This window comes from Vibrio galatheae (assembly GCF_000967545.1).
Classification (GTDB): domain Bacteria; phylum Pseudomonadota; class Gammaproteobacteria; order Enterobacterales; family Vibrionaceae; genus Vibrio; species Vibrio galatheae.
In genome coordinates this window covers 176,797-190,934 of record NZ_JXXV01000011.1, presented here as the reverse complement: position 1 = coordinate 190,934, position 14,138 = coordinate 176,797, and the positions used below count along the sequence as shown (strand labels likewise).

Annotated in this window: 14 protein-coding genes; 6 read left to right on the top strand and 8 right to left on the bottom strand. The window is 46.9% G+C overall.

Annotation, left to right across the window (positions count from 1 at the left end; all coding sequences use genetic code 11):
* Positions 1-111: 111 nt before the first annotated feature.
* The 6 genes from TW81_RS05405 to kefG all read right to left on the bottom strand — a co-directional run bounded on the left by TW81_RS05405 (position 112) and on the right by kefG (position 5,896).
* The gene (locus TW81_RS05405) at positions 112-1,428 is read right to left on the bottom strand and encodes an adenylosuccinate synthase (protein WP_045954697.1); all 1,317 of its coding nucleotides are present in this window, start codon (positions 1,426-1,428) and stop codon (positions 112-114) included.
* Between the two features lie 172 nt (positions 1,429-1,600).
* Positions 1,601-2,542, bottom strand: coding sequence for an isoaspartyl peptidase/L-asparaginase family protein (locus TW81_RS05400; RefSeq protein WP_045954696.1), 942 nt, complete (start codon positions 2,540-2,542; stop codon positions 1,601-1,603).
* 105 nt (positions 2,543-2,647) lie between these two features.
* Positions 2,648-3,223 carry a peptidylprolyl isomerase gene (gene slyD / locus TW81_RS05395; RefSeq protein ID WP_045954695.1) on the bottom strand — a complete coding sequence of 192 codons (576 nt, stop codon included), beginning with the start codon at positions 3,221-3,223 and terminating at the stop codon, positions 2,648-2,650.
* An 87-nt stretch (positions 3,224-3,310) separates the two neighbouring features.
* The gene (locus tag TW81_RS05390; RefSeq protein WP_045954694.1) at positions 3,311-3,505 is read right to left on the bottom strand and encodes a YheV family putative zinc ribbon protein; all 195 of its coding nucleotides are present in this window, start codon (positions 3,503-3,505) and stop codon (positions 3,311-3,313) included.
* Between the two features lie 17 nt (positions 3,506-3,522).
* Positions 3,523-5,319, bottom strand: a complete 1,797-nt coding sequence (gene kefB, locus TW81_RS05385; protein WP_045954693.1) for a glutathione-regulated potassium-efflux system protein KefB — start codon at positions 5,317-5,319, stop codon at positions 3,523-3,525.
* Positions 5,309-5,896, bottom strand: coding sequence for a glutathione-regulated potassium-efflux system ancillary protein KefG (kefG, locus tag TW81_RS05380; protein WP_045954692.1), 588 nt, complete (start codon positions 5,894-5,896; stop codon positions 5,309-5,311). The genes kefB and kefG overlap by 11 nt, the downstream gene beginning before the upstream one ends.
* 188 nt (positions 5,897-6,084) lie before the next feature.
* Between kefG and TW81_RS05375 the strand changes: the two genes are divergently transcribed.
* From TW81_RS05375 to crp, 6 genes are all read left to right on the top strand, one after another.
* Complete coding sequence (locus TW81_RS05375) at positions 6,085-8,007, top strand: ABC transporter ATP-binding protein (RefSeq protein WP_045954691.1); 1,923 nt, start codon at positions 6,085-6,087, stop codon at positions 8,005-8,007.
* The gene (locus TW81_RS05370; RefSeq protein WP_045954690.1) at positions 8,004-8,483 is read left to right on the top strand and encodes a TIGR02444 family protein; all 480 of its coding nucleotides are present in this window, start codon (positions 8,004-8,006) and stop codon (positions 8,481-8,483) included. Before TW81_RS05375 ends, TW81_RS05370 begins: the two co-directional genes overlap by 4 nt.
* Before the next feature lie 14 nt (positions 8,484-8,497).
* A complete protein-coding gene (locus TW81_RS05365) occupies positions 8,498-9,475 on the top strand; it encodes a hydrolase (protein WP_045954689.1) in 978 nt (325 codons plus the stop codon).
* 36 nt (positions 9,476-9,511) lie between these two features.
* A complete protein-coding gene (locus TW81_RS05360; RefSeq protein ID WP_045954688.1) occupies positions 9,512-9,724 on the top strand; it encodes a YheU family protein in 213 nt (70 codons plus the stop codon).
* Positions 9,725-9,814: 90 nt separating this feature from the next.
* Positions 9,815-10,684, top strand: a complete 870-nt coding sequence (locus TW81_RS05355; RefSeq protein ID WP_045954687.1) for a phosphoribulokinase — start codon at positions 9,815-9,817, stop codon at positions 10,682-10,684.
* Between the two features lie 241 nt (positions 10,685-10,925).
* Positions 10,926-11,558 carry a cAMP-activated global transcriptional regulator CRP gene (gene crp, locus TW81_RS05350; RefSeq protein ID WP_004410522.1) on the top strand — a complete coding sequence of 211 codons (633 nt, stop codon included), beginning with the start codon at positions 10,926-10,928 and terminating at the stop codon, positions 11,556-11,558.
* 165 nt (positions 11,559-11,723) lie between these two features.
* On the opposite strand, the gene TW81_RS05345 is transcribed toward crp, so the two are convergent.
* Together TW81_RS05345 and astD are read right to left on the bottom strand one after the other, a co-directional pair.
* Positions 11,724-12,515 (bottom strand): DUF1338 domain-containing protein, encoded by a 792-nt coding sequence (locus TW81_RS05345; protein WP_045954686.1) that lies wholly within the window; start codon positions 12,513-12,515, stop codon positions 11,724-11,726.
* A 156-nt stretch (positions 12,516-12,671) separates the two neighbouring features.
* Positions 12,672-14,129 carry a succinylglutamate-semialdehyde dehydrogenase gene (astD, locus tag TW81_RS05340; protein WP_045954685.1) on the bottom strand — a complete coding sequence of 486 codons (1,458 nt, stop codon included), beginning with the start codon at positions 14,127-14,129 and terminating at the stop codon, positions 12,672-12,674.
* Positions 14,130-14,138 lie beyond the last annotated feature (9 nt).

Genomic DNA, 14,138 nt, shown 5'->3' with positions numbered 1-14,138 from the left:
TGCCGCTATTGGGCAAATTGTTGCCGTAAGTGATGAGATTCGCAAGGAAAATTGGACATAAAAAAACCGGCGATAATCGCCGGTTTTTAAAAATATCTGTGCAATCAGAGATTAACCTGCGTATGGGTGAACCTTGATGATTGTTTCGTTACGGTCAGGACCAGTAGAGATAATATCAACTGGTACACCCGTTAGCTCTTCGATACGTTTGATGTAGTCGAGAGCTGCTTGTGGAAGCGCGTCTAGAGACTTAGCACCAAATGTAGTTTCAGACCAGCCAGGCATTGTTTCGTATACTGGTGTTGCTTCTTCAAACGCTTCAGCAGCCATTGGTGAAACTTCTAGGATAGAGCCATCTTTCATCTTGTAACCAGTACAGATTTTTAGCTCTTTAAGACCGTCTAGTACGTCTAGTTTAGTAATACAGAAACCAGAGATAGAGTTGATTTGAACTGCACGACGCATCGCAACCGCATCGAACCAACCTGTACGGCGTAGACGACCTGTTGTTGCACCAAACTCTTGGCCAACATCACCTAGGTGTTTACCAACAGGGTCTTGCTTGTCTAGACCGTCATATAGCTCAGTCGGGAATGGACCAGAACCAACACGAGTACAGTAAGCTTTAGTGATACCAAGGATGTAACCGATGTGACGAGGACCGAAACCAGAACCTGCAGCAACACCACCAGCAGTTGTGTTAGAAGAGGTTACGTACGGGTAAGTACCGTGGTCGATATCAAGTAGAGTACCTTGCGCACCTTCGAACATGATCTTATCGCCGCGTTTACGTGCTGCGTCTAGTTCGTCAGTAACGTCAATCACCATTGAAGTCAGTAGATCTGCATAGCTCATGCATTGCTCAAGAACTTCGTCATAGCTTACTGTGTCTGCTTTGTAGAAGTGCTCTAGCTGGAAGTTATGGAATTCCATCACTTCTTTTAGCTTCTCTGCGAACATCTCTTTATCGAAAAGGTCGCCAACGCGTAGGCCGCGACGAGCAACTTTATCTTCATACGCAGGACCGATACCACGACCAGTCGTACCGATTGCTTTTTTACCGCGCGCAAGCTCACGTGCGTTATCAATAGCGATATGGTAAGGAAGAATTAGAGGACAAGCTTCAGAAACGAAAAGACGCTCACGAACCGGAATACCGCGCTCTTCAAGAGGCTTCATTTCTTTAAGGAGTGCGTCAGGCGAAAGAACAACGCCATTACCGATAACACATTTGACGTTATCGCGTAGGATGCCTGATGGAATTAAGTGAAGAACGGTTTTTTGACCGTCAATTACAAGAGTGTGACCTGCATTGTGTCCGCCTTGGTAACGAACTACATACTTTGCATCTTCAGTTAAAAGGTCAACGATTTTACCTTTACCTTCGTCACCCCATTGGGTGCCCAGAACGACTACGTTATTTCCCATCTTTCCAGTATCTGTTGCTAGTTAAAAATGGATTCTAGCACTGAATCACATTTCTTGCAGTCATTTTTTAATCATCAGAGTGCAATACTGTTTAAATTAAATCCGTGATTAAACAACCCTGAAATATATCAGCAACTTAATTCTCGAGCCGACAATTACTCGTCTCGTCAGGCTACTCATCAGCGTAAATTTTAACGCTAAAGTGACCATTAACATCGATTCCAGCTCGATACATGCCCGTGCTATTCATCGCAAAATGGAGTTGACCTTTTGCATCAACCGCAATCAGCCCACCTTCTCCGCCCATCTGTTTGAGCTCACCTTGGATGATGGTGTCACACGCAGTCGATAGATCCTCGTGCAAATAGCGCATGCGAGCAGCAACATCTACCGCAACGGTTTGGCGAATAAAGTACTCACCCATTCCGGTTGTTGAAACAGCGACCGTGCCATTGTCAGCATAGGTACCCGCCCCAATAATTGAAGAATCACCAACACGACCATACTTTTTGTTAGTTACGCCACCAGTACTGGTCGCTGCCGCAAGATTGCCGTGTTGATCAAGCGCTACTGCGCCAACCGTGCCGTATTTCTTATCGTCTGGGTATTTTGCTTCAGACAGAGCAAACAAACCTTTCTCTTTCATCGACAGCAGTTGCTCATAGCGACGCTCGGTAAAGAAATAATCTTGCTCGGTGTATTGGTGACCTTGCTCAAAAGCAAACTCTTCCGCGCCTTCGCCAATCATCAACACATGATTGCTTTTGTACATCACATCACGCGCCAGTTCGATAGGGTTTTTAATATGAAGCACACCCGCCACTGCGCCAGCGTTTTTCTCTTTGCCATGCATAACAGAGGCGTCCATCTCGACCATCTCTTTATTGGTCAACACCGAGCCTTTACCCGCATTAAAGTTTGGCGAGTCTTCCAATACTTTAACTGCTGCAACCACCGCATCTAGCGCATCCCCTGATTGCGCCAAAATCTGATGTCCTGCACGCACTGATTTTTCTAAATCCGCCAAGATAGACGCTTTGAGCGCGTCGCTCATTTGCTCGCGTAGTATGGTTCCCGCACCACCATGTATCGCGATAGAAAAGGGTTGGGTCATGATATTGCTCTCCAAGCAGCAAGTTAACTAACGACTAAATAACAAAAAAGGCGTTTCCCGTACAGCAGGAAACACCTTTCTAATTTAGTTAGATAGCGAGGGGAATTAGTGAGATCCGCAGCTACCGCCACCGCAGCAGCCATCTTTTTTCTCATCACCGTGGTCATGGCCTTCGCCACCACAACAACCACCTTCGTGATCGTGGTCGTGACCGCCCGCTTGGTGAACATGGCCGTGCTCAACTTCTTCTGCCGTCGCTTCACGTAGGGCAACTACTTCCACGTCGAAAGTCAGTGTTTGACCAGCTAGCATATGGTTGCCATCAACAACAACTTCGTCGCCATCCACTTCTGTAACTTCAACAGGAATAGGACCTTGGTCAGTATCAGCTAGGAAGCGCATACCCACTTCAATTTGCTCTACACCTTGGAATACATTGGCAGGAACACGTTGTACAAGTGCATCGTTGTGTTCACCGTATGCTTCTTCTGGAGAAACCGTCACTGAGAACTTAGCGCCCGCTTCCTTACCTTCTAGTGCCGTTTCCAGACCAGTGATTAGGTTATTGTTGCCGTGTAGGTAATCTAGTGGCGCATCAGTTGTAGACTGATCAACAACAACACCGTCTTCCAACTTCACTTGGTAAGCAAGGCTTACAACTACGTTCTTTTCAATTTTCATATTTACTCCAAGGAGAACAAAAGACCTGAGTTAAGGTCTGCAAACTTACTATTGGGGGTATTATGGGGATCATTTATAGAAACACAATCAATCGGGCTTAAAAATGCCGATCATTTCTTGACCGCTATGTTCGGTTTTTTCTACAGACTGAGGCTGACGTTGATCTTGATGACCACATTCAACACACTCTACTAACTCAATATTATTCTCTATCCACCAGCGTAACGTGTCTTGGGCAGAACACTTAGGACAGCTAGCACCAGCAATAAATCTTTTTTTCATTTCTTTATTTCACTCAATTATTCCCAGAAGTTTTTGGCTTGTTGATCACTTTCTAGCTCTCGACCAAATATCTCTTCCAGTTCTTTACGGGCCTCTTTCGCTCTTTGGGCCAGTTGTTTGTCATTATTGTGCTGAGGAAGCAGCTCTTTGAGCATAGCATTATCAAGCTTTCTAAAATGTGCCTCAGCTCGCTTGGCTTGATATGGGTGCATGCCGAGTTTAATTAAGGTTTGACGACCAAGATCCAAGGCGCCAAGGAAAGTTTCTCGCGAGTAGCTGTCGACACCATGGCTCAATAGTTGATAGGCCTCGACGCGACTTCTCGCCCGAGCAAGCAGTTTTAGATCGGGGAAGTGAGTTTGGCACAGCTCGATGATTTTCACGATCTCATCAGGTGAATCGGTACAGATAATCATGGCTTCGGCTTTATCTGCGCCGGCGGCACGCAATAAATCTAGCTGAGTGGCATCACCATAAAACACTTTATAGCCATACTTGCGCAGCAGGTGAATTTGGCTCGCATCGCTTTCCAGTACGGTGACCTTGATTTTGTTGGCGTACATCAAGCGCCCGATAATTTGACCAAAACGACCAAATCCCGCGATGATCACGCGTGGCTGCTTGTTGACCACATCACTTTTTAACGCTTCACTCGTCTCGGCATTTAAACCGTGAGCGTACCATTTATTTTGTGCCATCAAGAGCAAAGGTGTCGTCACCATAGATAAACTGACCACCACCAGTAAAAACGCGGTTTGTTCTTGATTAATCAGACCTTCACTGCTCGCCGCGGTAAAGATAACGAAGGCAAACTCCCCGCCTTGGCTCAATATCGCCGCCATTTTACTGCGCGCTTTAGCACTGCTGCCTGCAACACGTGCAAGCAAATACAAGATAATCCCTTTAACCACCACAAGGCCAATAACGGTCGACAGCACTAAAATAGGTTCGAGTGCAATTAAGCCTAGGTTAACCGCCATCCCCACCGCAATAAAGAACAAGCCAAGCAGCAGACCTTTAAATGGCTCTATGGCGATTTCTAATTCATGGCGATATTCACTTTCAGCCAACAGTACGCCAGCTAAGAAGGTGCCCAACGCCATAGACAGTCCGAGGTACTTCATTAACAAAGCGATACCGATAACGAGCAGTAAGGCCGCTACCGTAAACAGCTCTCTGACGCCACTAAGAACGACATAGCGAAACAGTGGCCGCAACAAGAAGTGGCCACCGACCAGCAAGCCACCTACTCCAGCGAGCATCCACAACGCATCAAACCAGTTTCCCGCGGTATTACCAGCCAGTACTGGTAATATTGCTAACATAGGGATCACGGCGATGTCTTGAAAGAGCAATACTGCAAAGCCTGACTGCCCGGTTTCACTGCCGGCGAGTCCTTGCTCATCGATAACCCGCAGTGCTATCGCCGTCGAGGAGAGCGCCAACCCCATACCTATGATCAAACTGGTTTGCCACGTGGAGCCAACGGTGTAGGCAACACAGGCTAAGACCAAGGTCGTAACCACCACTTGCGCGCCACCAAGACCTAATATCGGCCCTTTCATTTGCAGCAGCTTTTTCGGATTCAGTTCCAATCCAATTAAGAACAGCAGCAACACCACGCCAAATTCCGCAAAATGCAAAATAGCTTCAACGTCACTGATTAAACCTAATCCCCACGGGCCAATCGCTACCCCAGCTAACAAGTAGCCCAGAACGGAGCCCAAGCCGAGTCGCTGCGCCAAAGGGACAGCTACCACAGCAGCGGTAAGGAATATCACACTGCTTTGCAGGAAATCACTCTCAAGCGCCATGCTCACCTCCGCTGGTTTGCTGTAAATCTTGAGGGATAGGGTTGGTCAGCCACTGGCGATAATCTTCGGCGTGTTGATAACGCTCCATCTCACTAACGTTACGCGCCCAATAGAGCACCAAAGGCTCAATCCAATGCATTTGGCACAAGGCTGCGGTTAACTCAAATGGCTGAAGGATTTCATCAAGTGGGTAGCGGTTGTAGCCGGTTTTACCAAACGCCTCTTGCTTACCGCCGGTGGTAATCACACTGCGCCAATACTTACCTTTCATCGCCTCCCCTTTACCGAAGGCAAAACCTTTACTGAGTACTCTGTCTAACCACTCTTTAAGCAAAGCAGGACAAGAATACATATACAGCGGATGATGAAAGACAATCACATCGTGCTGGCTAAGCAATTTCTGTTCAGCCGCAACATCAATAAAAAAATCGGGGTAGTGCGCATAAAGATCATGCACAGTAACGTGATCAAGCGACTCAATCTTCTTGATCATCATTTGATTTGCCACAGAAGCCTGCGACTCCGGGTGGGAATAGAGCACCAACACTTTGGGCTTGTTGGATGATAAAGTCTGCATTCCTTAGACACCAATCCTTATGTCATGCATCTAATTTTATTGCTAAACCAAAAAAACAGTTGGATATGAAGGTTATATATCGTTATCAGTTTGTTATACGTTGTTAGTGGCAATAACGCAATGATCGACATCGCCCATCAAGTGCCCTACTATTCGTCGCAATACGAGTAAAGACAAAGCAAAAGATTATGATTACCTTCTCTGGCATTCAGCTTCTCCGTGGTGGAAAACCACTTCTTGAGCAAGCCTCTGCAACCATTCATCCGGGCGATAAAGTCGGTTTAGTCGGCAAAAACGGCTGTGGTAAGTCGACCCTGTTTGCCTTGATTAAAGACGAGCTTTCCATCGATGCGGGTAACTTTAGTAAACCCGCACATTGGGAGTTGGCTTGGGTTGCACAGGAAACGCCTGCATTAGAGCGCAGTGCCATAGAATACGTCATTGATGGCGATCGTGAATATCGCCGCCTTGAAGCTGATCTTGCGACAGCAGAGCAAAAAGACAACGGCACACTGGTTGCTGAAATCCACGGTAAAATAGAAACCATTGGCGGTTATAGCATTCGCGCTCGCGCAGCTGAACTGCTTGATGGTCTAGGTTTTAGTCAAGAGCAAATGAGCTGGAATCTAACCCAATTCTCTGGTGGTTGGCGCATGCGTCTTAATCTTGCTCAGGCACTGTTATGTCGATCCGATCTTTTGCTGCTCGATGAGCCAACCAACCACTTAGACCTGGATGCGGTGATGTGGCTAGAACGTTGGTTACAAAACTATCCGGGCACTTTGGTGTTGATCTCGCACGACCGCGACTTTTTAGACCCGATCGTTGGCCGTATCATTCACGTTGAAAATCAGCAGCTCAACGAATACACCGGCAACTACTCGTCGTTTGAAGACCAGCGCGCACAAAAACTGATATTGCAACAAGCGCAGTATGAGAAGCAACAGAAGCAGATGTCGCACATGCAAAGCTACATCGATCGCTTCCGCTACAAGGCCTCAAAAGCGCGTCAGGCGCAAAGTCGCATTAAAGCCTTAGAGCGAATGGAAAGAGTACTTCCTGCTCAGCTTGATAACCCCTTCAGCTTCGAGTTCCGTGAGCCTAACGCCTTGCCTAACCCAATCATCATGATGGATGAGGTTTCTGCAGGCTACGACGACAATTTGATTCTTGAGAAAATTCGCCTCAATTTGGTTCCAGGCAGTCGCATTGGTTTGCTCGGTCGTAACGGCGCAGGTAAATCAACCTTGATCAAGCTGCTTTCGCGTGAGCTAAAACCTCAAGGGGGCGATCTAACCTATTCACAAGGGGTCAAAATTGGTTACTTTGCTCAGCATCAGTTAGAGACTTTGCACCCAGAAGAAACGCCGCTACAGCACATGATGCAAATCGCACCGGATAAAAACGAACTGGAGCTGCGTAATTATCTTGGCAGCTTCGGCTTCCAAGGTGACAAAGCGCTCGAAAAAGTCGCTCCGTTCTCAGGTGGCGAAAAGGCCCGTCTAGTTTTGGCACTCATTGTGTGGCAAAAGCCCAACCTATTGTTACTCGATGAGCCGACCAACCACCTTGACCTCGATATGCGTCAAGCATTAACGATGGCGCTGCAGACTTTTGAAGGTGCTATGGTGATTGTTTCCCACGACCGCTACTTGCTGCGTGCGACCACTGATGACCTCTATTTAGTCCATGACCGTCAGGTGGCACCGTTTGATGGTGATCTTAACGATTACTACAAATGGCTGACCGATCAGCAAAAAGCCGAGCGTCGTGAAGCTCAAGCTCAGCAACCAGAAAAGAGTTCGCTCAATAGCGCAGCGGCTAAAAAAGACCAAAAACGTCGTGAGGCAGAATTTCGTAAACAAACGGCACCAATTCGCAAAAACCTGACAAAACTCGAAGAGAAAATGGATAAGTTGGGCGCTAAACTTGCGGAAGCAGAAACCCAATTATCAGATAACTCACTTTATGATGCCGAAAATAAAGCTAAACTTAACCAAGTATTAGCCGTTCAGGCAGACAGCAAGAGTGCGCTAGAAGATATCGAAATGGAATGGATGGCTCTTCAGGAAGAGCTAGAGAACATGGAGCAGGAGTTCAACAGTCAATGAGTTCAAAGCACGTCACGATTTCTTTAACGCTGGAGCGCTTGTGGCAATTTAGCCTGCAATACTACAGTGTGCGAGAAGTAAAAGAGGCGTGCCTCCACTTACAAAACCATTTCAAAGGCAACGTTAATCTTCTTCTGCTGCTCAAGTGGCTTGACGAGCAGCAGGTCTGCTTTAAAGAGCAGGACTGGCGTAAGGTCGAAGAGTGTCTTGGTCGTTCAGAAACCCTGCTGCATGATTACCGAGAATTACGCCGCAAGCTCAAGTTTCATCTCCCAGACACTGTCTATCGTGAATCACTCCAATTTGAGTTGCAGCTCGAAAAGCAGCAGCAGTCCGATCTGGTCGATTGCATTAACAGTATTGAACTAACCGTCAATCATGCAGAACCCCTGACATTAAGATACTGCCGTCAGTTAGGAGGTGAACAGCTCTACACGGCGTTCTCTGACCCTATCGACAATATCGCCAATCAATAAGCCCTGGAACGCCTATGACTCATTTCGTTGCCGCTAAAGGATTAGCCAACCCGCATCTACAAACGCTTGCGCCGCGCTTTATTCGCAAAAAAGCCTTGTTTGAGCCGATTTGGCAGACCTTAGATACCCCTGATAGTGATTTCCTCGATATCGCTTGGAGTGAAGATATCACTAGCAAAGAAGCGCAAAGCAAACCCATTTTTATTCTCTTTCATGGTTTGGAAGGCTGCTTTTACAGCCCTTATGCTAATGGCCTGATGAACGCCTTTGCGAAACAGGGCTGGTTGTCGGTGATGATGCACTTTCGCGGCTGCAGCGGTAAACCGAACAAACTTGCGCGCGCTTACCACTCTGGCGAGGTCGAAGATGCACGCTTTTTCCTAGAGCAGCTTGATAAGCGATTGCCAAACCAGACCAAAGTCGCGGTAGGTATCTCACTAGGCGGCAATATGTTAGCCAACTACTTAGCTCAATATAACCAAGCGCCTTTACTTGATGCGGCCACTATCGTTTCGGCACCACTCGACCTTTCGGCCTGTTCAGAGCGCATCGAACAAGGTTTTTCCAAGCTGTATAAAACCTACTTGCTCTCTTCTCTCAAGAAAAGTGCCTTGCAGAAACATCACCTGCTCAAAGGTGAGTTAGGGCTTAGCTACCAACACATTAAGCGCGTAACTAAGCTGTATGAGTTTGATGATCTCATCACTGCGCCCTTGCATGGTTTTAAAGATGCACAAGATTATTACCAGCGCTGTTCCGGTATCCATCGCCTAAAAGAGATCACACTGCCCACTCAGATCATTCACGCCAAAGACGACCCGTTTATGACCGATGATGTGATACCCAAGTATGTGCTGCCAGACAATATTGACTATCGCCTGTTTGACCAAGGTGGTCATGTCGGTTTTGTCGCGGGCAGTGCACTCAAACCGAGGTTTTGGCTCGAAGAAGCCCTGCCAGCTTATTACGAAAGCTTGGCCGTTTCGCGCTAACACCCTGCGATTCAATCATAAAATAATGAGGTATTTATGATCGTTCCATGGCAACAAATTGAGCCAGATACGCTTGAAAACCTAATTCGTGAATTTGTTCTGCGTGAAGGGACCGACTACGGTGATGTCGAAATCTCTTTGCAAGACAAAATAGATCAAATAAGAACTCAGTTAGAGTCCGGTGAGGCTGTTGTCGTGTTCTCTGAATTACACGAAACCGTTGATATTCAACTAAAACGCCAGCTCTAAAAGATATCGAATAGCATACAGTGACTCACCACTAAAGCATGTTATAGTGGTGTTCGATTAATGGATTGTTATTCACAGACAAGGTTTGTCATGTCAGCAAAACACCCAATTATTGCCGTGACCGGCTCATCAGGAGCAGGCACCACCACAACGTCAGAAGCGTTTCGCAAGATGTTCAACATGATGAATGTCAAACCCGCGTGGGTTGAAGGCGATAGCTTCCACCGTTTTACTCGTCCAGAAATGGATGTCGAAATTCGCAAAGCACGCGAGCAAGGTCGTCACATCAGTTATTTTGGCCCACAAGCCAACGACTTTAATGGTCTGGGAGAGTTCTTCCGCAAGTACGGCCAAGATGGTACAGGTCAGATTCGACGTTATCTACACACCTTTGATGAAGCAGTACCCTATAACCAAATGCCGGGGACCTTTACGCCGTGGCAAGATCTACCAGAAAACTCCGATGTCTTGTTTTATGAAGGTTTGCATGGTGGCGTTGTCGATGGTGAAGTGAACGTCGCACAACATGTCGATTTTCTCATCGGCATGGTGCCGATTGTTAACTTAGAGTGGATCCAAAAGTTTGTCCGCGATACTCGCGACCGCGGTCACTCGCGAGAGGCTGTGATGGATTCTATCGTACGCTCGATGGATGACTACCTTAACTACATTACACCACAATTTTCTCGCACTCATATTAACTTTCAGCGTGTTCCTACCGTAGACACCTCCAACCCGCTTAACGCCAAAGGCATCCCGAGCTTGGATGAAAGCTTTGTCGTGATCCGATTACGTGGGATTAAAAACGTCGATTATCCCTACCTATTGGCAATGATTGACGGCTCGTTTATGTCGCGCCATAACACGATTGTAGTCCCTGGTGGAAAGATGAGTTTTGCGATGGAACTCATTATGCGCCCCATTCTTCAACAGTTGATTGAAATGGGAAAAATTGGCTAAGACTCACAGGTAGAACACGATTACTTTTCATACCGTGATCATGTGCACAGTTTTGCGTAGTAAAACCCCTATTCGACCCGATTAAAATCAAGAAATCGTTTTCGAAAAAGGATACTATTTCAAACCGAAACATAAGTTGCTTGCAGCATTAGTAAAGTGCTCTTATCCTAGTAAGCCTTGATTCAGGCTTAGCTAAAATATGGAAAGCAGCAAGCGTACCCTGCAGAGGAAGTGAGATATTATGGTTCTAGGTAAACCTCAAACCGACCCTACATTAGAGTGGTTTCTTTCACATTGTCATATTCATAAGTACCCTTCAAAAAGCACGCTAATTCACGCGGGCGAAAAAGCTGAAACCTTGTACTACATCGTTAAAGGTTCAGTAGCGGTTCTTATTAAAGACGAAGAAGGTAAGGAGATGATCCTTTCTTACCTAAACCAAGGTGACTTTATCGGTGAACTTGGTCTATTCGAAGAAGACCAAGAGCGTACCGCATGGGTTCGTGCTAAATCTCCTTGTGAAGTAGCAGAAATTTCGTTTAAGAAATTCCGTCAGCTAATCCAAGTAAACCCAGACATCCTAATGCGCCTTTCTGCGCAAATGGCCAGCCGCCTACAAGTGACTAGCCAAAAAGTAGGTGACTTAGCCTTCTTAGACGTAACAGGTCGTATTGCTCAAACGCTACTTAACCTAGCGAAGCAACCAGATGCAATGACTCACCCAGACGGCATGCAGATTAAGATCACTCGTCAAGAGATTGGTCAGATCGTTGGCTGTTCTCGAGAGACTGTTGGTCGTATCCTGAAGATGCTAGAAGAGCAGAACCTAATTTCTGCGCACGGCAAAACTATCGTAGTTTACGGTACGCGTTAATTTTCGATTAACAGATAAAAATTCAAAAGCCACCAGTGGGAACATTGGTGGCTTTTTTGTTATTTTACATTCTGTCATTTCAGAAGTGAGGAACGAGCTATCTAGAATCTATACTAAATTAAGCTGAGAAATAGATTCTGTAACCACTCACTAACCGCAGACTTACTAGCCATTAGTGCTTTCAAAAATCTTATCAGCAGATGCTGCGACGAACCCTGGGTAAAGCTCGCCGTTACTCATAGGGTAGCGCTTAGCAAACTCATAGAAGCCGCCTGGGATGATTTCGCTGCCTTGGCTAAACTGAACAGTAACTTTATCAGCCATGGTCGAAGATTGCTCCAGTAACACCTCAGGTGTACCTTTCACTTCACCGCCAAACTCGTTAATGGTAAAACCCGCCTGACGCAAGTGATTGTTCACTTCCACCACTTCGTCAAATGCCTTCAATTGGTTAACACTCACTGTAAAGTGGTTTGCCCCATAACCGTGAGCAGCAAGCCAAGAAGCGTATTCACTCTCTTGGGCCAAAGCTTGGAAATCGTCAAAGCTCAGATCCCATAAACGACCGCCATACAAGAATTCATGACCTTTTAGCTTGCTGGTGTCTAATTGCTCAACAAGCTTAGCGACGATCGCTTGCAGCTCAGCAGAACACTCTTCAACCTTTAACTCGCTAATAAACACTTTTGGTTGTTTTGGATCTGGATGTTCATAGTGTTTCGCAACCAGCTTTTTACTTTCAAACACATAGTCACCGCAAGGCTGATAACCGACATCCAAAAATGGTTGCGCTAACGTCGCGATACCAAGAGGTTCGACGTTAAACGTGCGCAGTGCAATGTGATCGTTGATCAGCGCTTCATCTTCTTTCAGCAACTGATGAACTTTTTCAGCAGAGGGACATAAGCGTTGAATATAGTCATTCCATAGGTGTTGGAATAAAACATCTGGCGTCATAACGCCTCCTTGTATAGGGGGTTGTTTACGTTGTGGTTAGGGCGATTATTATTATAAAAAGGCTACCCAATCCTAGTGTCCAGAAACCCTGATCAGATAGCCTTCAGCTTGTCACCGTTATCTGGCCTCATCGCAGGACGAAGCCAGAAATGGTTTTTATAGTTCTACACCTGGGCTCAATGTTGCCGGCAGCTCTGTTTCTCCGCCTTCCATTGAAGCCATAGGGTAAGCACAGTAGTCTGCGGCGTAATACGCACTTGGACGTAAGTTACCCGATGCACCTGGGCCACCGAATGGCGCGTCACCGCTGGCACCGGTTAATTGACGGTTGCGGTTAACAATACCTGCGCGAATGTGGTCGACAAAATACTCCCACTCGCCATCATCGGTTGAAACCAGTCCGGCAGACAAACCAAAGCGCGTATCATTGGCTAGTTCTACCGCCTGCTCTAGGCCTTGGTAACGAACCAGTTGCAATAGCGGGCCGAAGTACTCTTCGTCTGGTAGCTCGGCAATTGCAGTAACATCAATAATGCCCGGAGTAACAAACGCCGCTTCACCTGCTTTTGCTTCAACTAGGCTGACACCACCAAGGTTGTGTAAATTCGCTTGTGCAGCAAGAATAAAATCAGCCGCTGCTTTCGAGATCTGCGGCCCCATAAATGGTGCAGGCTCAGCAAATGGCTGATCAACTCGAATCTTGTTAGTCGCTTCAACCAGCTTACTCACTAGTTGATCACCTTTTTCGCCAACTGGAACATACAGACGACGCGCACAGGTACAACGTTGTCCAGCACTGATAAACGCGGATTGAATGATGGTGTAAACCGTTGCGTCAACGTCACCATAATTGTCCGAAATCACCATAGGGTTGTTGCCGCCCATTTCAAGCGCTAGCATCTTACCCGGCTGACCCGCAAACTGCTTATGCAAGATATGACCAGTATTGGCACTACCCGTAAACAGCACACCATCAAGACCTTTGGAGTCAGCAAGGGCAATACCGGTTTCTTTAGCGCCTTGTACCAAGTTGATCACGCCTTTAGGTAAGCCAGCTTGCTCCCATAGTTTCATCGCAAACTCACCCGTTAGTGGCGTTTGTTCAGAAGGCTTGAATACCACAGTATTACCCGCTAGCAGAGCGGGAACAATGTGACCATTTGGTAAGTGGCCTGGGAAGTTATACGGGCCGAAAACTGCCATCACACCCAATGGGCGGTGGCGCAGTACAATTTGGTTGCCTGCGGCTTCACGCTGCGCTTCACCGGTGCGATCGTGGTAAGCACGAATGGAGATAGCAATCTTGCCTGCCATCGCCGCTGCTTCAGTGCGAGTTTCCCAAATTGGCTTACCCGTCTCTTTGGCGATAATCTCTGCGATCTGTTCGCTGTTCTGTTTTACTTTTTCAGCAAATGCCACAACCACAGCTTCGCGCTGCGCAAAGCTCATTTTCTTCCAGCTAACGAATGCACTGCGTGCAGCGGATACCGCTTGCTCAACTTGCTCTGGCGTTGCGCTTTCGCCCTGCCAGATCACTTCGTTGTTATATGGGCTGATTGAGTTCATTGGTTCGCCTTGTCCAGCGACCCACTCTCCTGCAATCCAATGTGTCATAGTTAATAT

Bases quoted from the DNA above. Each gene is read 5' to 3' on its own strand.
- slyD (WP_045954695.1), bottom strand. From the start codon at position 3,223: ATGAAAATTGAAAAGAACGTAGTTGTAAGCCTTGCTTACCAAGTGAAG.
- TW81_RS05370 (WP_045954690.1), top strand. From the start codon at position 8,004: ATGAGTTCAAAGCACGTCACGATTTCTTTAACGCTGGAGCGCTTGTGG.
- TW81_RS05375 (WP_045954691.1), top strand. From the start codon at position 6,085: ATGATTACCTTCTCTGGCATTCAGCTTCTCCGTGGTGGAAAACCACTT.
- kefB (WP_045954693.1), bottom strand. From the start codon at position 5,319: ATGGCGCTTGAGAGTGATTTCCTGCAAAGCAGTGTGATATTCCTTACC.
- TW81_RS05360 (WP_045954688.1), top strand. From the start codon at position 9,512: ATGATCGTTCCATGGCAACAAATTGAGCCAGATACGCTTGAAAACCTA.
- TW81_RS05390 (WP_045954694.1), bottom strand. From the start codon at position 3,505: ATGAAAAAAAGATTTATTGCTGGTGCTAGCTGTCCTAAGTGTTCTGCC.
- TW81_RS05405 (WP_045954697.1), bottom strand. From the start codon at position 1,428: ATGGGAAATAACGTAGTCGTTCTGGGCACCCAATGGGGTGACGAAGGT.
- TW81_RS05400 (WP_045954696.1), bottom strand. From the start codon at position 2,542: ATGACCCAACCCTTTTCTATCGCGATACATGGTGGTGCGGGAACCATA.
- astD (WP_045954685.1), bottom strand. From the start codon at position 14,129: ATGACACATTGGATTGCAGGAGAGTGGGTCGCTGGACAAGGCGAACCA.
- TW81_RS05345 (WP_045954686.1), bottom strand. From the start codon at position 12,515: ATGACGCCAGATGTTTTATTCCAACACCTATGGAATGACTATATTCAA.
- kefG (WP_045954692.1), bottom strand. From the start codon at position 5,896: ATGCAGACTTTATCATCCAACAAGCCCAAAGTGTTGGTGCTCTATTCC.
- TW81_RS05355 (WP_045954687.1), top strand. From the start codon at position 9,815: ATGTCAGCAAAACACCCAATTATTGCCGTGACCGGCTCATCAGGAGCA.
- TW81_RS05365 (WP_045954689.1), top strand. From the start codon at position 8,498: ATGACTCATTTCGTTGCCGCTAAAGGATTAGCCAACCCGCATCTACAA.
- crp (WP_004410522.1), top strand. From the start codon at position 10,926: ATGGTTCTAGGTAAACCTCAAACCGACCCTACATTAGAGTGGTTTCTT.